The organism is Grimontia hollisae CIP 101886 (genome assembly GCF_000176515.1).
GTDB lineage: Bacteria > Pseudomonadota > Gammaproteobacteria > Enterobacterales > Vibrionaceae > Enterovibrio > Enterovibrio hollisae.
Genome location: NZ_ADAQ01000013.1, coordinates 417836 through 436902 on the forward strand (window position 1 = coordinate 417836; position 19067 = coordinate 436902).

At 48.0% G+C, this 19067-nt stretch carries 14 protein-coding genes and 1 riboswitch; of the genes, 11 read left to right on the forward strand and 3 right to left on the reverse strand.

Features of this window, described 5'->3' with window-relative positions; genetic code table 11:
- Positions 1-146 precede the first annotated feature (146 nt).
- The 6 genes from VHA_RS14825 to VHA_RS14850 all read left to right on the forward strand — a co-directional run bounded on the left by VHA_RS14825 (position 147) and on the right by VHA_RS14850 (position 9158).
- On the forward strand, positions 147-1349 hold the full coding sequence (locus VHA_RS14825) for an ABC transporter substrate-binding protein (RefSeq protein ID WP_005505709.1): 1203 nt from the start codon (positions 147-149) through the stop codon (positions 1347-1349).
- Positions 1346-3346, forward strand: a complete 2001-nt coding sequence (locus tag VHA_RS14830) for an ATP-binding protein (RefSeq protein WP_005505711.1) — start codon at positions 1346-1348, stop codon at positions 3344-3346. The genes VHA_RS14825 and VHA_RS14830 overlap by 4 nt, the downstream gene beginning before the upstream one ends.
- On the forward strand, positions 3328-4683 hold the full coding sequence (locus tag VHA_RS14835; protein ID WP_005505712.1) for a sigma-54-dependent transcriptional regulator: 1356 nt from the start codon (positions 3328-3330) through the stop codon (positions 4681-4683). The genes VHA_RS14830 and VHA_RS14835 overlap by 19 nt, the downstream gene beginning before the upstream one ends.
- Before the next feature lie 183 nt (positions 4684-4866).
- Complete coding sequence (locus tag VHA_RS14840) at positions 4867-6231, forward strand: ABC transporter substrate-binding protein (protein ID WP_005505714.1); 1365 nt, start codon at positions 4867-4869, stop codon at positions 6229-6231.
- 87 nt (positions 6232-6318) lie between these two features.
- Entirely contained in the window at positions 6319-8067 is a 1749-nt protein-coding gene (locus tag VHA_RS14845; protein ID WP_005505716.1) for an ABC transporter permease, read from the forward strand.
- A 14-nt stretch (positions 8068-8081) separates the two neighbouring features.
- Complete coding sequence (locus VHA_RS14850; RefSeq protein WP_005505719.1) at positions 8082-9158, forward strand: ABC transporter ATP-binding protein; 1077 nt, start codon at positions 8082-8084, stop codon at positions 9156-9158.
- A 381-nt stretch (positions 9159-9539) separates the two neighbouring features.
- Here the strand turns inward: VHA_RS14850 and VHA_RS14855 are convergent, their stop codons facing one another.
- The 3 genes from VHA_RS14855 to torR form a co-directional block, all read right to left on the reverse strand.
- Positions 9540-9935, reverse strand: a complete 396-nt coding sequence (locus tag VHA_RS14855) for a hypothetical protein (protein WP_005505721.1) — start codon at positions 9933-9935, stop codon at positions 9540-9542.
- 141 nt (positions 9936-10076) lie between these two features.
- Entirely contained in the window at positions 10077-10547 is a 471-nt protein-coding gene (locus VHA_RS14860) for a DUF2947 domain-containing protein (protein WP_005505723.1), read from the reverse strand.
- Between the two features lie 27 nt (positions 10548-10574).
- On the reverse strand, positions 10575-11288 hold the full coding sequence (gene torR, locus VHA_RS14865; RefSeq protein ID WP_005505725.1) for a two-component system response regulator TorR: 714 nt from the start codon (positions 11286-11288) through the stop codon (positions 10575-10577).
- Between the two features lie 414 nt (positions 11289-11702).
- On the opposite strand from torR, the gene torC reads away from it, so the two are divergent.
- From torC to VHA_RS14890, 5 genes are all read left to right on the forward strand, one after another.
- Positions 11703-12866 (forward strand): pentaheme c-type cytochrome TorC, encoded by a 1164-nt coding sequence (torC, locus tag VHA_RS14870; RefSeq protein ID WP_411267845.1) that lies wholly within the window; start codon positions 11703-11705, stop codon positions 12864-12866.
- Positions 12867-12944: 78 nt separating this feature from the next.
- Positions 12945-15473: a trimethylamine-N-oxide reductase TorA gene (torA, locus tag VHA_RS14875; protein WP_005505730.1), complete on the forward strand. Its 2529-nt coding sequence runs from the start codon at positions 12945-12947 to the stop codon at positions 15471-15473.
- A 109-nt stretch (positions 15474-15582) separates the two neighbouring features.
- Entirely contained in the window at positions 15583-16230 is a 648-nt protein-coding gene (gene torD, locus VHA_RS14880; RefSeq protein ID WP_005505731.1) for a molecular chaperone TorD, read from the forward strand.
- A gap of 435 nt (positions 16231-16665) precedes the next feature.
- Positions 16666-17673: an HTH-type transcriptional repressor PurR gene (gene purR / locus VHA_RS14885; RefSeq protein ID WP_005505732.1), complete on the forward strand. Its 1008-nt coding sequence runs from the start codon at positions 16666-16668 to the stop codon at positions 17671-17673.
- Between the two features lie 352 nt (positions 17674-18025).
- Positions 18026-18119, forward strand: a riboswitch (cyclic di-GMP riboswitch).
- A gap of 114 nt (positions 18120-18233) precedes the next feature.
- Positions 18234-18827: a TfoX/Sxy family DNA transformation protein gene (locus VHA_RS14890; protein ID WP_005505733.1), complete on the forward strand. Its 594-nt coding sequence runs from the start codon at positions 18234-18236 to the stop codon at positions 18825-18827.
- Positions 18828-19067 lie beyond the last annotated feature (240 nt).

Below are 19067 nucleotides of genomic sequence, written 5' to 3' on the forward strand. Positions count from 1 at the left end.
TTTTCCCTTTTTTACGCAGGTAGTTGCAACGGTTGGCAAACATTATCAGGTCACAAATCGATGTTTACATTTTGTTAAATTTGGGTGTTTTTATAATACTGGTGCGTTAAGGTCTGTTGGCCTTTTGAGGTGTAAAGGAGTCATTCATGCCGCTGTTACCACGCTCACTCGCCTTTTTATGGCTGATATCCAGTGTTGTTATTGCAAAGCCCCATGAGACTATCGTTGTACTGACTTCGTTTCCCGAAAGCTTTTACACCCCTATCAAGACAGCGTTTGAAGAAGCATATCCGTCCATCAATTTGCACGTTCTCAATAAAAAAACCCCAGCGGTGATCCAACATATTGCTCACCAACGTTCGCCCAAAGCGGACTTAATCTGGATGTCTTCTGCAGATGCTATGGCGACCCTGCAGGACAAACAACTGATCGATAAGCCTGTGACATTTGCCTGGTCACAGTTTGTGTTTTTCTGGCACCGTCACAAGCTCGCGATGTTAGGATCGCCCTCTCCCAAACGCTGGGAAGATCTGCTGCACCCAAGTTTCTATCAACAAATTGCCATCAGCGCTCCTTCACGATCGGGCACCAACCACCTCTTGATAGAGATCATTCTCCAGCAGTATGGCTGGGAAAAAGGTTGGGCTTACTTAAGCCAATTGGGCGGAAACCTTGCAACAGTAACAGCAAGAAGTTTCGGCGTAAGAGAAGGTGTCATCAAGCAACGGTTCACACTGGGTCCGGTGGTGGATTTTTTTTACAGAAGCGCATTGGCTGAAGGGCATCCAGTCGGGTATGAGCCCGTACCCAATACACCGCTCATTGCAGCGCAAATTGCACTGACACGCCACCAAACACGCAACCCCTCCAGTCCACAATTCATCGCATTTCTGTTATCAGAGCAGGGGCAAGCTTTATTGTCCCTCCCCAATGTAAACCGGATCTCGTTACAAAAGGGAAAGCAGATCAACAACCAATACCCAAGCCCGGTATTCGACCCTTACCTTTCAGCGATGCGGTATCACGCGGTGAATGCCCTATTCGACCAGCTAATCACCAACCGGCTGGCTGAGTTACAAACCTTTTGGCAACAATGGCACCAGATCCAGACCAATCAAACAGACCCGGAAACGAAGGCCCAATTAGATGCCATCTACAAGCAGGCAACGACTGTCCCGATTTCTTCCCGCGAAGCCTCTGATCAGGATTTAAACAGCATATTGAGCCCAGAGCGCCGTTACACCAGCACATTCCAGTCAGTTACTGAAGGCTGGAGAGCCACACTCTCCCAACACCTTCACGCGGCAACATCCGCGTTAGAACGTTTCTCTGGGGAGCCAACACAATGAAAAAGCGTGACAGTATCGCGACACGTATTTTTGCGTTGTTTTTATTGCTCGGCATACTTTCAGGCGCGTTTCTGCTCTCAAATTCATTTTCATTCCAGTATCTGGCCAGCAGTTCACGCGCACTGGTAGATGAGCAGCTTCCTATCCTGATCTCTGCGGCCAAAGTTGCTCAAACAGGAGGAAGTATTACCACTGATGCCACAAACCTTGCGTTAGCCAGCAGTGAGAAAGCACTGGATCGGGCCCAGCATAACTTAGCGGAGGCACTTCCCAGGCTCGCTCAACTCACCCATTCCAGTGCAATCAGTCATCGGAGCCAGGCGTTCACTCTGCTTGTTTCCCGCTTGTCAGAAAACATTGAACGGATTTACCACAACACAGAACATAAATTGCAGCTTCAAAACGAACAACGTTTGCTGAGACAACAACTCCACTGGCTGCAGATAGACTTTGTTGAAGAAGTCACGCCACTGACAACAGATAACCAGTACAACCTGAACCAACTGCTGGATAAGCTGGCGCAACAAAAAGCGCTCTCTCCAGATGAATTTACAAAAATGCGCTTAGAATCAGATGTTCAGGTTCAGTTACTCAAACTGGAGGCAGATCTGAACTTGGTCTTGGATTTCCTGCAACGGGCGTCACTGTTCAATGACAGAAATGATGTATTGGCCGCACAAAGCGTGATAGACGAAACCCTGTTATCCATTCGCCGGCAGGCAGAGTCACTGACATCTTATCCCAGCACAGTCACCGTGCGACAAATAGCGACACAGGTAGAAGCACTCACACTGGGCCCTAAAAACCCTATTTCACAAAGCCTGAAAAGACTGGAACTGGATGAAAACAACCGAACACTGCTAACCGAAAACCAGCTCCTTATAGGCAGCGTCAGGTCTATCATCGATCAGGCAGTCTCTTTCGCCGAGCAGCAAAGCTCAGAGACCTCACAGGCACTGATTGACGTCATTGAGCAGAGCAGTAACCAATTGAAGTTCACACTGGTTGGTATCGTGATCCTCACGCTGTTTGTGGGTGCCTACCTGCGTAGCCAGTTGCTAAACCGGCTATCAAACGTGCTCCGGAGTATGCGCCATCTGGCAAAGGGAGAACTTCAGCCACTCATTGACATACACGGCAAAGACGAGGTGAGCTCTCTGGCCAAAGCCACTAACATATTCAATGAACAGGCCCGGCAGGTAAAAGAAAACACTGCGATGCTGGAGATGAAAAACCGGCAGCTCACTGAAGAAATCTATCAACGAAAGCGCACCGAAAAGCACCTGCAAGACACACAGGAAGAGTTAGTACAGGCGGCTAAACTGGCAGTGTTGGGACAACTTACGTCAGGTATTGTGCATGAGTTCAGTCAGCCGCTGGCCGCTATCAGCTCAAACACCTATCTTGCTGGACAGTACATCCAACAGGAAAAATTCACCCTCGCCAAAGACAAACTTCATACCATCAACCGTATTACGGAGCGTGCCGCACGCCTTTGCCAGCACCTAAAATCTTTCGCGCGCAAGACCGACGACCTGACACAACCCACATCGATTAAGACGGTATTAAAAAATGCAATGGATCTCTTTACGGATAACCTGCCAGAAGCATGGGTCTCGATAGATACCGGTGAAACCCTGTCTGTCCAGGCCAATGACATCCGATTAGAGCAAGTCTTTGTCAATTTGCTCAGCAACAGCATCGACGCCATTTCGCAGAAACTGACAACCACTGCTTTCACACCGCACATTCAAATCACAGCCCGGAAAAACAATGGCAATGTTGCTATCTGTATTGCGGACAACGGTTGTGGCATGGATACCGTTGCACAATCAAACGTGTTTGAGCCTTTCTATACAACGAAAGAGGTGGGTAATGGACTTGGGCTTGGCATGTCAATCACCCATAACATTGTTCAGGACTTTGGGGGAAGTATCACCATTTCTTCCACACCCAACGAGGGAACGGAGGTCGTAATATGTCTAAAGGCCGCATAGTCTTAGTTGAAGATGACAAAGAACTGAGACAAAGCCTGAAAGAAATCCTGGTGCTGGAAGGCTTTCTGGTAACCGATTTCGCCGCCGCTGACATGGCGCTCGCCAGCTTGCAATACAACAGTGATACTACGGTGATTTCTGATATCCGCATGCCGAATATGGACGGGATCGCATTCCTCAAGCACCTCCAACAACTCGATCCTGCGCTGCCTGTTATCTTGATTTCCGGCCATGCAGACATAGAAACCGCGCTTGAAGCCATCAAACTCGGTGCTTTTGACTTTGTTGAAAAGCCGCTCCGTCCAGAACGTCTTATTGGTCTGGCAGAGAAAGCCAGCCAGCACCGGGCACTGACTATCGAAAATAGGCGCCTGAGGCAAAATACACTGCGTGATATCACGATTGACGAACTCCTGATCGGTCAGTCGGACATCATGCAAAAATTGAAGCAGCGTTTACTCACCCTGGCAAATGCCGACGTCAATATCGTTATCAATGGTGAAACCGGTACAGGGAAAGAGAAGATCGCCAGAACCCTGCACGCTCAATCGAGCAGGAAAGATCGTCCATTTGTTGCCATTAACTGCGGCGCCATGCCAGAAAACCTGATTGAATCAGAATTGTTTGGCCATGAAGCCGGCAGCTTTACCGGTGCCAATAAAAAGCGGATAGGGAAAATTGAATTTGCGTCCGGTGGGACCTTGTTCCTCGACGAAATAGAAAGCATGCCCCTCACCGCACAAATCCGCCTTTTGCGTGTCATACAGGAAGGTGAGCTTGAGCGGGTTGGAAGCAATGACACAGTACACGTTGACCTGAAAGTTTTGTCGGCAGCAAAAGGGGATTTGCTTGCCCTATCCCAGGAAGGCACTTTCCGGCAGGATTTATACTACCGGCTTAATGTCGCCTCATTAGATATTCCACCATTGCGGGAACGAAAATCTGACATTCCCCAGTTGCTGGGTTACTTTCTTTACAATGCAGAGAAACGGCTGGGCCAGAAAGCGCCGACACTTTCCTCACTCCATTTCCAACAATTGATGTCACACGATTGGCCCGGAAATGTGCGTGAATTGATGAATGAGGCAGATCGTATTGTTCTTGGTATCTCTGATCTTATCTTCACCAATAATACGGAATCCTGCCATTCCCTCGCGCACCAGCTGGCCCAATATGAATTTTCAGTCCTCCATCACACACTCACGTTGTTTGATGGACATATTGCCAACGCCGCAGGCTATCTCGATATACCGCGTAAGAACCTGTATCTGAGAATGAAGAAATTTGGCCTAAAAAAAGAAAGCTACCTTGTTGAGTACAAAGGCAGTGAAGAGTAGGTCAATATTGACCTACTTCGTGCGCGCGAATGGCTTCAAATGACACATCCCACCTTTATGAAAAAATTTAAATATTTTTAAAATCATTAAATTAACAACACAGCAACATTGGCACAACACTTGAAATACATAAATAAGATGGGCAGAAATTCCTCCGCCCTATCCAATCAAGTGGAGTGTTCTATGACAGCAAGCAACTATCAAGGATCGACGGGTAAGTATGTAAAAGCCGCTCTGGCTGCTTCACTCATACTTGCGCTTGGCAGCAATCCCGCACTGGCGATGTCCGATAAGGGCCTCGTGATTGTCACTTCATTTCCTAATGACGTTACTGATGTCTACAAGAAAGCCTTCGAAAAAAAATATCCTGGGGTAAACGTTGAGATACTGTCAAAAAAGACAACCGCAGGGATCAAGTACTTACAAGAGACATCAAGCAACAATAAGTCTGATATTTTCTGGGCTTCAGCGCCCGATGCGTTTGAAGTGCTGAAAGATAACAATCTTCTTGCCGCATACTCGTCTTCCATTACCGGTATCCCTGACAAAGTCGGCACCTTCCCGATTAATGATCCCGATGGTTTCTACAAAGGCTTTGCACTTTCCGGGTATGGCATGATGTGGAATGAACGTTACATGAAAGCCAAAAAGCTGCCCACACCGAAGGAATGGCATGATCTGGCCAAGCCGGTTTATCATAAGCATGTTGGCATGTCTGCCCCTTCTCGCTCAGGCACCACCCACCTTACCGTTGAGGCTATTCTGCAAGGAGAAGGCTGGCAACAAGGATGGGAAACCCTCAAAGCTATCTCCGGAAACTTTAAGACCGTCACCGAACGCAGCTTTGGTGTGCCTGATGGCGTCAACAGCGGTTCATTCGGTATCGGTATCGTGATTGATTTCTTTGGCTTGTCCTCAAAAGCCAGCGGATTCCCCGTCGACTTTCATTATCCCACCGTCACCGCCCTTGTCCCTGCCAACGTCGGTATGGTGAAAAGTGCACCTAACAGTGAAGCTGCCGGGGCATTTATCGACTTCTTGTTGTCAGAGGAAGGGCAAGCACTTTTACTGGACAAAAAAATTCAGCGCCTTCCGGTTAATCCTGCTGCTTACGCCAACACGCCTGAAGGGTTTCCCAACCCATTTACCGGCCAGAAATTGGGGAGTGTCGATTTCAACCTTGACGTTTCCAAGTCCCGTTATAACGTCGTAAACAGTCTGTTTGACGTCATGATCACTTACAGACTGGACGAACTACGCGAAGCCACTAAAGCCATCCAAGAAGCAGAAACCAAAGCGACCGAAGCCAATAATGCAGATGCCCTTACCCTCGTGGCACAGGCTAAGCGTCTTGTCGGTGTCGTTCCGATCACTGCAGAGCAGGCATCCAACCCTGAATTTTCTGGCATTTTTACCAAGAAGCGCAAAAAAGCTTCAGACAAAGTCGAAGCCCGCCAGGCGGAAATAGAACAGGAATGGGACAAAGCCACGTTGGCGAATTACAGCAAAGCCACTGCGCTTGCAAAGCAGGCAATCGACCTTCTATAGCCAAAGCCCAAAAAACACGCCCCTTTCCAGTGAAAAACCAACAAGCAATCTTAAGGGGCGTGTATTCCCTGGATAACGGAGTATCTAATGAGCAACGTCTCTCTCACTCAACCCAATAAACCGGTGCGCACCCATTCAAAAAGAATTTGGGACAAAGTCCGTGAAGATTGGGCCCTTTATATGAGCGCCATTCTTATTGCGCTGTTTGTGGTGATATTTTTGTTTGTGCCTGTGTTGAAGGTAATTTTTGTTGCCTTTCAAGACCCGGATGGCGCCCTGACACTGGTTAACTTTAAAGACTTTTTCGGTTCGAGCCTTTTCCGGGAATCCTTCTTTAATTCTTTTTATGTCGCGTTTATGTCTGTGATCGTGGCATCCATTATTGCCATGCCACTCGCGTATTTTACCAGTCGCTTCCAGTTTCGTGGCACCGTACTGATCCAGACACTGGGAATTGTTCCGCTCATCATGCCTCCTTTTATTGGCGCCATTGCCATGCAATTGTTGTTTGGTGAAAACGGGAGCATGAACCTGCTGCTTAGTGAGCATTTAGGCTTTACCATTCCTTTGATGGAAGGACTCAATGGCGTCATTTTCGTTCAAAGCGTCCACTACTTTCCTTTTATCCTCATCAACTTATCCGCCGCACTGCAAAACATTGACCGTTCAATGGAAGAGTCCGCACAATCGTTGGGCTCGTCCGGATTGCGGCTATTCAGGCGTATTGTCTTCCCGTTAGCGATGCCCGGGTATGTTGCCGGCGCGTCGCTGGTGTTTGTCAAAGTATTTGATGATCTCGGCACGCCGCTGCTTTTGAATGTAAATAATATGCTGGCACCGCAGGCCTACCTGCGCATTTCATCTGTCGGGATCTCCGATCCCATGGGATATGTCATCTCGGTCATTCTGGTCGCCTTCTCCGCATTTGCGCTTTGGGTTTCGTTTCAGGCGCTAAAAGGGAAAGATTATTCGACCAGTCAAAAAGGCGGTGGCGGACTTTCTAAGCGCGAGCTTCGTCCTTTAGAAAAGGTTGGCTGCTACGCAGTTATCGGTCTCATCCTTGCTCTGGTTCTGGCACCGCACTTTGCATTGCTGCTGCTTTCTTTTGGCACGATTTGGAGTTTCAGCCCCCTGCCAGATGGTTTCACGCTCGATCACTACACAACTGCCATTACCCAAGCTTCTGAATTTATCACCAATACCCTGCTTTATGCCGGTCTGGCAGGCATCATTGACGTCATCCTTGGCACTGCTATCGCTTACCTTGTCTGGCGTACGAATATCGCAGGAAGGAAGTGGCTGGACTTCGGTGCCATGGCTGCATTAGCCGTACCCGGCGTAGTTCTTGGCATCGGCTATTTGCGTACATTTTATGATGTTGAGTTACCGGTTATTGGCACGTCTATGGCGACGTGGTGGGGAATCATTGTTATCGCGCTTTCTGTCCGTCGCCTGCCTTACGCGTTACGTTCTTGCGTCGCGGCACTCCAGCAAGTAAGCCCTTCTTTTGAAGAAGCGTCTGAAAACCTTGGGGCGACAAGGGCAACCACGATACGCCGCATTGTTGTTCCGTTAATGGCGGCCGGTATTCTGGCTGGATTTGTCACAGCATTTGCCACTGCCGCAGTAGAACTCTCTGCGACCATCATGCTGGTATCCCAGGAATCTGACGCTCCCCTCGCCTACGGCCTTTACCTTTTCATGCAAAGTGCGGCAGGCCGGGGACCGGGAGCGGCTTTGGGCGTCATCGCAGTCGTTATTGTCGGTCTGGCGACGTATCTCTCGCACACCATTGTTGAACGTACACGCCAGGCACACGGCGAAAAACAACATTAAGTTAAGGAATGACTATGCAATCAAATACCAGCCAGCAAGTTGGCATTACGATTAAGGATCTCACTCTGGCGTTTGGAGAAACTGACGTATTAAAAGGCGTGAACCTGGAGATAAAGCCCGGTGAGTTTTTTGCGTTCCTTGGCCCTTCAGGCTCAGGGAAATCAACATTATTGCGTGCTATCGCGGGTTTTGGGCCAGAGCCTAAAGGCCACATCTTGCTGGGCGATGAAGATATCAAAACGCTTCCTCCCTGGCGACGCAATGTCGGCATGGTCTTTCAAAGCTATGCATTGTGGCCACACATGACGGTAAGGCAGAACGTTGCCTATGGACTTGAAGAACGAAAAGTTCCAGCAAAAGAAATCAGAGAACGGGTCGACAATGCCCTCAACCTTGTCGGTCTCCATCATCTGGCGGAAAGACGCCCCTCGCAATTGTCTGGCGGACAACAGCAGCGGGTAGCTATTGCCCGTACAGTTGTTGTTGAACCACGAGTCCTTTTACTGGACGAACCATTATCGAATCTGGATGCCAATCTCAGGGAACAGATGCGCCGCGATCTCTTAGAGCTTCAGCGCCAGTTGGGTTTAACCACCATATTTGTTACCCACGATCAGGAAGAAGCTAACACGATTTCTGATCGAATTGCCGTATTGGACCAAGGGGTGATCCAGCAAGTCGGCGAACCTATTGAACTTTATGACAATCCTGCGAACAAGTTTGTCGCAGATTTTCTCGGTACCGCCAATGTGCTGGACGGCGAGATACGTGGTGACAACAGCGGAAAAACCTTTACAACAAACTCTGGTATTTGTTTTCCGTTTGAGCATGCCCCAAACGGAACAACTTCCCTGGTGTTCCGACCCCAGAGTCTTGAAATATGCGGTCCTGAACTGCCGCCCAACACCATTGAGCTAAATGGGTACGTAAAACACAGGGAGTTTCTTGGGCATTTGGTGCGATATAGCATCGATGTGGATGGACAAATCCTGATGGTCGATGATCCTCACCGGCGGGGAACTGAACATTTCGTTAATGGTGCGCCCATTCGCCTGGCATTAAAGCCTGAAGAGGTAGTTGCTCTGCGTTGATAGCACAGGTTTTACTGACCTGAAAATGAAAAAAAACCAGCATCGATAGGCCAATACCGACGCTGGTTTTCCTCGAGTTTTTGCGTTGGCAGATTTAGAGTTCTGCCCTCTCATTAATTTCCTTCAGCTGATAAAACCAAATGAAAGAAATGAAAGTCTTTGGTTCAGAATCAGTCTGTAAGTGGCGGCCATGCATTACTGGCTGATTTTGAACACAGGGGTAATTTAGTACCTGATGAATAAGAAAACTGTGAGGTAAACAGGAAAGTTTCCTTATATTTTATGGGGATGCAGTATTTTTGCGAGTCAGATAATACTGTGGAAATAAGATCACACTTACGCCGTAAATATGAGTCAGTTTACATTATTACAAGGCGTTCATTACATAGAAAAATCTGTAACGCATTCTGCACGACCCAATTCATAAACCCGTTTTTCGCGGATAGTCCTGCGCGAATCATTCCATTTATAAATGACATCAGCGCGGTTTGCTGCCCTGCCCATCTCACTGAAAAGAAAGCGATCCACGGTGTGATTAAACGCTTCAAGATCCATCTTTTCCTGATAAACCACACCCATCAATTCGAAAGCCAGCGATTTTTCTTTGTTGCTGCCAATAACGGTAAACCGTTGAAGCATATCTAATGCCATTTCATATTCACATTCAATGAGTTGCTGTTCTGTTGCTAACAGCTTTCCATGCACGCCGTAAGTCGACACATAGCTGCATCCGGTCATCAAACCTGAAACCATCACCCCCAGCAGTAACCTTTTCATCAACCCTCCCTTCCTGTAAGCGGCAAACATTTTCCCCGAAATAAAGTTATTGCAAAAATCAGACCGAAAAAAACCGGGAGCGTGTCCCGGCTTGTCTATTCCTGCTTAGCTCCTGTCCTGCTTAGCTCCTGTTGAACAACGCTATGGGCGCTTGCCCAGTTTTACCGTGCCATCTTGCTCAAACATCGCCACTTCTTTGCGTTTTCTCGCCACTAACAACGGCTTGTCGCCATAGAACAGGAAGTTTTTCCAGTATTTCTTAAACATTCCCCAGCGGGTTTCCACAATGTTGCTTTTATCGTAACAAAAATAGACAACGGCATTATCCTCCCAAGGAAAAAACGCAATGACCTCTTCCGGCAACTCCCCTTCTTCATCCCAAGGGTGTTGCCAGTCAGACTCTTGTTCCCACACACTGCGCATGCTCGCCCAGTCTCCTTTGCCGAAGTGATCAGGGGTCGGGCTTTGCTGGCTGATAAAATCACGCCATAACTGGGCTCCGCGCGATTCTGTCATCGGTTTTATGTGCTCACGATCTTCTTCTGCCACAGGCATCGACTGATGCGTGAAAATCCACTTACGTTTATATTCTTCAAAGGGAATGTAATTCATAACTCTCTCAATATTCACGGGTGAACGCTATTTGCCCGCAAACATGTAACCCTCACCGTGAACAGTGATAAACAACTGCGGTTTTTTCGGGTCAACTTCGATTTTGTTGCGAAGACGACGAACCAAGACATCAATGGTTCTGTCGTTTGGTGCATCGACACGGTGGCTGATCAAATTCAGGATACGCTCACGGCTCATCACCCTGTTACGGTTCGCCGTAAAGGCCACCAGCATTTCATATTCTGCTTTGGTCAGCTTCACCGCGGTGTCACCTTTATTTAATGCGCGACGTTCAATATTAAATGTCCATCCATTGAAGCTCACTACATTACCACTATCTTTCGCTGAACTCTCGAGTTCTGGTTGGCTATTGGCCTTTGAAATCCGCCACATCAGGTTGCGTACTCTAACCAGAAGCTCACGCAATTCCAGTGGCTTGGTACAATAATCGTCTGCCCCCATTTCAAGACCCACAATACGATCAATGCTGTCGTCTCTTGCAGTAATAAGAATGATCCCGACATCCGACGTGCTGCGCAGCTGACGGGTCAGCATCAATCCATCCTCTCCCGGCAGGTTGATATCCAACATAATAAGATCAACCCGATGTTCATTCATAATTTTGTGCATTTCCTTGCCGTCAGAGGCCTGGCTGACGTGATATCCCTGTTTTTCGAAGTAACTGGAAACCATGGTTCGGGTCACTACTTCATCATCTACGACCAGAATGTGATAACTCACTACATGCCTGTTCACAACTCATCATAACGGTGCGCACTCTAGCAGCAAAAATCGTAACATTTTTGACTTATCTCATGGTTATTGCATTTTTTTGAATTGCATATCACCCATTAAATTAAACATCTGTATACACGTTTATGCTTTTTAGCCACTAAATATTGGGCATTCATTACAATTTTCAACAATTACACACCATTCGCCCTATCACACCCATAATCTGTTCATATTTTTTCATATACATCTTCGCTGCTGTTCATATCTGCACATAGCTCTGTTCATATCCAATCGCTACCATGCCTAACCGAAATTACGCATCAAAAACATGTAGCTATGGTGCGCAGGCTTGCTTCCAAACCCGCGTCTGGAATGGGTCCAAACACTAACTACAAGAACTTTATGGGTGTATCCATTTTTATGAAAAAGCTATTGCAGAAGCTGACGAAACCAAGCGCGAAATATTCCATCCTCGCCTTGGTGCTGATCGGTGCTGTTATTACAGTCACTGGTATCGTCGTGATGAACAAGTCTCTTGATTATTTCTCTAAAACGGAGTTCTGTATCTCGTGCCACACGATGCAGCAAAACTACGAGGAATATAAGCAATCTATTCACTACAGCAACGCGAAAGGTATCCGTGCTGAGTGTGTGGACTGTCACCAACCGAAAGATTTCACTGGTAAAATCCTGCGCAAATTGGGCGCGTATAAAGATGTTTACCACCACTTCATCACAGGCAAGATCGATACGCCTGAGAAGTTTGAGGAGCACAGGTTAGAGCTCGCCCAGAAAGTGTGGGAACGCATGTCTGACGAAAACTACAAGACCTGTACGACATGTCACTCCTACGAAGCCATGGATCATGAAAAACAATCCGTTCAGGCAATGAAAGAAATGATCCCGGCAGCAAAAGAAAATATGGCGTGTATCGAATGCCACAAAGGTATCGCTCACGAACTGCCTAACATGGCGGGTGGTTTCCGTAAGACCTTTGAAACCCTGTCTGCATCTGCAATTGCACCGGCTGGCGCGAAAAAACTTTACTCGCTGGAAGAGAAGAGCCTGTTCGCCACGGCAGATGCTAACGGCAAAGTGGAAGGCCAACTTCTGCCAGCTTCTGAAGTTGACGTTATCGGCGAAGAAGGCGACATGTTGAAAGTGCGTGTTCAAGGCTGGATTGAGACCAATGGTAAAGGCCGTGTCATGACCGAATACATGGGTAAACGTGTCTTCAAAGCGACCGTCCGTGGTGCCGTGAAAGCGACCGAAACCATTATTTCTGAGGAAGTAGACCCTGCAACCAACATTGCATGGAAACAGGTTGCGGTTGAAGCCTACATCACCAAAGACGGTATGCTGGAAAGCATTCAGCCTGTGTGGGATTACGCATCAGAGATGTATGCCTCTACGTGTAACTCTTGCCACGCTGCACCAGATCCAGGTCACTTCACAGCCAACGGCTGGATCTCAAACCTGAAGGCAATGAGCGCGTACTACCGTCTGAGCAAGACGGAAGAACGTACCCTGCTGAAATATCTGCAGAACCACGGTAGAGATACCGGCGGTGCTGGCGCGCATTAATCGGCAAATAGAACAATAAGCGGCAGGTACACCCGAGTGTGCCTGCCCTGACGACTTAAAAACTATAAGGATTTCTACATGGCGACTGAAAAACAGCAAGGCATTTCCCGCCGTCGTTTTCTCTCTGGCATGTTAACCGCCAGTGCCGGTGTTGTAATCGGCACTAGCCTGTTGGCACCTCGCAAAGCACTCGCTGCAACAGAGGTGAAAAATACGTTTTCCGGTGAAGTGATTCACGGTTCTCACTGGGGTGCTTTCCGCGCCAAAGTTGAAAATGGCATTTGGGTAGATACTGTCCCCTTCGAAAATGACCCACACCCAACATCTATGTTGAACGGTGTTCGCGAAGTGGTTTACAACCCATCCCGCGTTAAGTACCCAATGGTGCGCATCGACTGGCTGAAGCACGGTTGGAAATCAGACACCAGCCAACGCGGTGATAACCGTTTTGTGCGTGTGCCATGGTCTCAGGCGCTGGACTTCTTCCATCACGAGCTGGAGCGTATTCAAACCACTTACGGTCCAAGCGCCCTGTATGCGGGTCATTCCGGCTGGCAGTCATGCGGTAAATTCAACACTGCAGGCACCATGATGCAGCGAGCAATCGGCCTGCACGGTACTTACCTGGCAAAAGTCGGTGACTACTCAACCGGCTCTGCACAGGTCGTTCTGCCTTATGTCGCAGGCGCGATGGAAGTTTACGAACAGCAAACCTCATGGCCGCTGGTTCTGAAACACGCGAAAAACATCGTCATCTGGGGTTCTGACCCAATCAAGAACCTGCAAGTTGGCTGGCTGATCCCCGACCACAGCGTATACGGTTATTACCAACAACTGGCTGAGAAAGTAAAAGCAGGCGAAATCAACGTGATCCACGTTGACCCTGTGAAGAACGAATCATACAAGTTCTTTGGTGGTAAGCAGGTGCCGGTTAACCCACAAACTGACGTTCCACTGATGCTGGCCATTGCACACACGCTCTACACGGAGAAGCTGCACGACGAGCAGTTCCTGGCAGACTACACCACCGGCTTTGAGCAGTTCCTGCCTTACCTGCTGGGTGAAAAAGACGGTGTTGCCAAAACCCCTGAGTGGGCAGAGAAGATCTGTGGTATCCCTGCTGACGAGATCCGCGAACTGGCGCGCACCATGGCAAGTGGCCGCACCCAGATCATCGCGGGCTGGTGTCTGCAACGTATGCAGCACGGCGAACAATACGCGTGGATGATCGTTGTTCTGGCAGCAATGCTGGGGCAAATCGGTCTGCCAGGTGGCGGCTTCGGCTTCGGCTGGCACTACAACGATGCAGGTACTGTCACCTCTGCGGGTCCGCTGATGTCTGGTTTCAACTCAGTGACTGGCGTTGATCCAATCTACAACGGCAGCTACAAAGGCTACTCAAGCTACATCCCAGTTGCACGTTTTGTTGACTGTATCGAAAACCCAGGCAGCACCATCGAGTTCAACGGCCACAAAGTGAAGTTCCCGCACATGAAGATGGCTATCTTCTGCGGTAACAACCCGTTCCATCACCATCAGGATCGCAACCGCATGATCAAGGCGTGGCGCAACCTGGAAACGGTAGTGAGTGTTGAACACCAGTGGACAGCAACCTGCCGCTTTGCTGACATCGTTCTGCCGGCAACAACCACCTACGAGCGTAATGATATCGAGCAGTTCGGTAACCATTCAAACAAAGGCATCATCGCGATGAAACAAATCGTTGAGCCAATGTTTGAATCGAAAGACGATTTCGATATCTTCCGTGAGCTGTGCAGTCGCTTTGGTCGTGAAGAAGCCTTCACCGGCGGCAAGACAAAGATGGAGTGGATCGAAGAAATCTACAATGGGGCGCGCCTGCAAGGACGTGGTATCGGTGTACGTATGCCTAACTTCGTTAAATTCTGGGAAAAAGAGCAGTTCATTGCATTCCCAGATGGCACTGAGTGGGTTCGTCACGCGGCATTCCGCAAAGAACCGGATCTTGAGCCACTGGGTACTGCATCCGGCCTGATCGAAATCTACTGTAAGACTATCGCAGACATGGGTTATGACGACTGTCAGGGTCACCCAATGTGGTTTGAGAAAGTTGAGCGTAGCCACGGTGGTCCAAAGTCGAACAAGTTCCCAATCCACCTGCAAAGCTGCCACCCGAACCACCGTCTGCACTCGCAGCTGTGTTCTTCTGACGAGCACCGCAGCACCTATGCAGTCGCTGGCCGTGAGCCTTGCTACATCAGCACAGCAGACGCCAAAGCACGTGGTATCAAGACCGGTGACATCGTTCGCGTGTTCAACGATCGCGGCCAGGTACTGGCAGGTGCCGTTGTGACTGACGATTACATGCCAGGCGTTTGCCGTATCCACGAAGGTGCGTGGTATGCACCACTGGAAGGTGGCAAACCAGGTACCCTGTGTACTTACGGCGATCCAAACGTACTGACCGTTGATATCGGTACCTCGAAGCTGGCCCAGGCAACCTCTGCACACACTGCGTTGGTTGAAATTGAGAAATACACGGGCAAAGTGCCTGCTGTGACTGGCTTCAGTGGTCCTATCTCTATCGATGATGTAAACCCACTGTTCCCAGCGATGAATATCGCGTAAGAGACAGTATGAAGAAAAAGGGCAGCTTGGCTGCCCTTTTTTACTCCGACTTGTATAGACTGATACCTTCTGTGTTCAGTCCAAACGCAAACCAAAGGCCAGAATGACAATGCAAGAATTTATTGCCATTAACGAGCAACGCGCCGAGTTTTACTGGTGGATGTCTTCACTGTTTGCCACTGAGCTGACACAAAAAGACCTCGACAACTACCATGGCGCCGACATGGACAACTACTATTCCGTGTTAGCGATGACAGAAGAACTGAAAGCCCCTGTCGATGAATTTCGCCACGTATTGGCGAAACTGAAAGTCCGTGAGGATGCTCAACTGGAATTAGCCGCAGATTTTTGCGGGCTTTTCCTGAGCACACCAAAGTCAGGCGCCCTACCCTATGCTTCCATGTATATTGGCAAAACCGGTTTACTGAATGACAAGCCCGCGGAGGAAATGGGCCAATGGATGGATAAGTACGGTATCGCGCAGCGTAAAGACTTTAACGAGCCTTTTGACCACTTGGCGATAGAATTGGACTTCATGGGCAACCTTGTCATTCTTGCTAACAAAGAAGCTGACGAAGAGCAACAAGAAGCGATGATGCAAGAGCAACTGCGTTTTCTGGAAACCATGATCATGCCGTGGATTGAGCAGTTCCAACAAACCGTTCAGCAATTCGACCCGTTCGGTTTCTACCAGGCAGCCGCGAACCTTTTGGTTGCATTTATCAAACTGGACCTTGCCTTCCTGAAAGGCGAATAACAACAAACATCACCTTCCCCAAGCCGGACTCGTTCCGGCTTTTTGCTTTCTGGCAGGCCATCAAGTAGCCAAGGTATGTAGTAAGCATGATGCGCATCAACCTTATAGACGTTGCGTTCATTCTATAATTGCGGCGCATTGGCATAGCCATTAAACTGTGAACGCAAGCGATTGGCATTAATAACCTCTTGAATTTTTTATGCGGAATTCAACCAAATGCTTCGCAAATTCTTCTACCCGTCCACCAACCGGTAAATTACTGAAGTGCTAACAGTGCACGTTGGCGGGAAGAAAATGACATGAGAAAACGGACCTGATACGCCGCTTACTTACCGTCGGATTGCATCAATCCACATCTGTTCGGTTAAGCGGCGTAAACATATGCAGCGCTTACTCAAGGTGGCTGCAGAAAGAAAACAATAAGAAGATTACCGAATGGCAACAATTAAAGATGTCGCACGACTTGCTGGTGTCTCTACAACAACTGTTTCGCACGTGATCAACAAGACACGTTTTGTTGCAGAGAATACCACCAAGAAAGTATGGGCGGCAGTTGACGAACTGAATTATGCACCAAGCGCCGTGGCCCGGAGTTTGAAGTGTAACACTACCCGTACTATTGGTATGCTGGTCACCAAATCGACTAACCCTTTCTTTGCGGAGGTCGTGCATGGTGTTGAGGAGTATTGCTACAACGAAGGTTACACCCTGATCTTATGTAACACTGAAGGTAACCTTTCCAAACAACGTGATTACCTGCGCATGCTGGCAGAAAAACGTGTTGATGGTCTTTTGGTCATGTGTACCGACCTGAATGAAGAACTGCTGACGCTGCTGGAAAAAAAGGAAGATTTACCTATGGTCGTCATGGATTGGGGAACCCGGCACGTAAACACAGATCGCATCCAGGATAATGCAGAACTTGGCGGTTACATTGCTACCAAACACTTCATTGACAACGGCCATACCAAAATTGGCTGTATCTCAGGCCAAATGGACAGGCTGACTTGCCATGAACGCCTTCAGGGCTTTCGCAAGGCGCTGGAAGAAGCGGGGTTGCGTTACAATCCGGATTGGGTGGTTGAAGCGGATTTCGAATGTGACTCCACGGTAGAGGCAGCTAATAAACTGGTTGCTCAGGAAGATCGCCCTACTGCGGTATTTTGCTTTAACGATATTATGGCACTGGCGGCAATCAGTACATTCCGTCAAGCGGGACTGGATGTTCCCCATGATATTTCAGTCATCGGATACGATAACATTGATCTGGCCGGTTTCTTCTCGCCGCCACTGACCACTATCCACCAACCCAAAAACCGCTTGGGTAAAACGGCTATCAAACTCTTAATGGAAAGATTGGCAAACAAAGAAAGCCAACAGCAAGTTTTTGAAGTGCAACCAGAATTGGTGATTCGCTGTTCAGTAAGAAACCTAAACGCATAATACACCATAAGTATCTCTCTTTCTGCCAATAAGTCCGGGGGCCTTACCCGGACTTTTTTATGATGATATTTTTTACAGGCAGGAATACCCACACAACCTAAAAATGCATGATTCAGGATGCTTGGGTAGAGGTATAAATATTGAGACAAACCTCAAAAACAATAAAGTGCCTAGATTTCTAGTGCTACGCTTAACCCAAACTTAGCATGAGATGCGGTGGTCAGTTTTTCTTCTATAACAAAGGGAACGGTATAATATTAAGGATATCAATAACCTTTGTTTTGGACCAATATCACACTTTGCCAGACCAGCAATAACGACAAAGTGATGCGATTCGGTTAAGCTAAATCCGTCAAGAAAAAGGCAAACCATGGCGAAAGCCTGGGACGCAAAGCTTCCGGCCTCACACGGTATATATTTTACGTGTTGGTAGCGGAGTTACCGAAGACGTTAGCATTTCACAATCGGTTAGACCGATACGTTGACAATTCTCTGAATTAGCATTGCTACGTTACTCCTTGACCATTCATCTAGGAACGTATTGATTGAGAATAAGTCACATGGATAAACCTACTCTAAAAAACACGCTGAAGTTTTTCGAATGTCTGGGCAAAATGAAATCGCGCTCAATGTTTGGCGGTTTTGGTATCTTTTGCGATGAAACAATGTTCGCGCTCGTCGTCAACGACAAACTTCATCTTCGAGCTGGTGCGGCAAATGAAGAAGAGTTTAAAACACTAAAAATGCAACCATACGTTTATAAGAAACGTGGTTTCCCTGTTGTAACCAAGTATTATGCGACGCCATATACATGGTGGGAACAATCCGAACAGTTGATGAAACATGCAGTAAAAGCACTCTCTATTGCCCAAGAAGATCAGCAGGAAAAGAAGACTGCGGCACCTTCACGTATTAAAGATCTTCCAAACCTTCGCCTTGCAACAGAGCGCATGCTGAAAAAAGCTGGCATCGAATCTGTCGAAGCGTTGCAACGTGCTGGCGCGGTTCGCGCTTATCAAGCCCTTCAGGAATCACACAACGATACACTAAGTCTGGAACTTTTGTGGGCGCTTGAAGGTGCGATCGAAGGAAAACATTGGTCTGTGATAACGCCGCAGCGCCGGAACGAATTGCTGCAAACGTTACACCAGTAACAAAATAAGCATCTCTCCTACTCCAAACAGCTAACGTGTCTTCCTGCCGTTGGCTGTTTTCATTTCTTCATCCATTATTGCCCTATCCTCATTTACCGACTCTTGTACTGCAAAAAATTTTCTCACTGGTTTATACCCTTTTTTAAAGAGGTAAATGGAAAAGAGCATCATGTTCCATTGCTTTTATGTCAGCGGATGCATAGAGAAATAACACAAAAATACCCAACAGATTTACTCCGG

Bases quoted from the DNA above. Each gene is read 5' to 3' on its own strand.
- VHA_RS14845 (WP_005505716.1), top strand. From the start codon at position 6,319: ATGAGCAACGTCTCTCTCACTCAACCCAATAAACCGGTGCGCACCCAT.
- VHA_RS14860 (WP_005505723.1), bottom strand. From the start codon at position 10,547: ATGAATTACATTCCCTTTGAAGAATATAAACGTAAGTGGATTTTCACG.
- torC (WP_411267845.1), top strand. From the start codon at position 11,703: ATGAAAAAGCTATTGCAGAAGCTGACGAAACCAAGCGCGAAATATTCC.
- VHA_RS14850 (WP_005505719.1), top strand. From the start codon at position 8,082: ATGCAATCAAATACCAGCCAGCAAGTTGGCATTACGATTAAGGATCTC.
- VHA_RS14825 (WP_005505709.1), top strand. From the start codon at position 147: ATGCCGCTGTTACCACGCTCACTCGCCTTTTTATGGCTGATATCCAGT.
- VHA_RS14835 (WP_005505712.1), top strand. From the start codon at position 3,328: ATGTCTAAAGGCCGCATAGTCTTAGTTGAAGATGACAAAGAACTGAGA.
- purR (WP_005505732.1), top strand. From the start codon at position 16,666: ATGGCAACAATTAAAGATGTCGCACGACTTGCTGGTGTCTCTACAACA.
- VHA_RS14855 (WP_005505721.1), bottom strand. From the start codon at position 9,935: ATGAAAAGGTTACTGCTGGGGGTGATGGTTTCAGGTTTGATGACCGGA.
- VHA_RS14890 (WP_005505733.1), top strand. From the start codon at position 18,234: ATGGATAAACCTACTCTAAAAAACACGCTGAAGTTTTTCGAATGTCTG.
- VHA_RS14840 (WP_005505714.1), top strand. From the start codon at position 4,867: ATGACAGCAAGCAACTATCAAGGATCGACGGGTAAGTATGTAAAAGCC.
- VHA_RS14830 (WP_005505711.1), top strand. From the start codon at position 1,346: ATGAAAAAGCGTGACAGTATCGCGACACGTATTTTTGCGTTGTTTTTA.
- torD (WP_005505731.1), top strand. From the start codon at position 15,583: ATGCAAGAATTTATTGCCATTAACGAGCAACGCGCCGAGTTTTACTGG.
- torA (WP_005505730.1), top strand. From the start codon at position 12,945: ATGGCGACTGAAAAACAGCAAGGCATTTCCCGCCGTCGTTTTCTCTCT.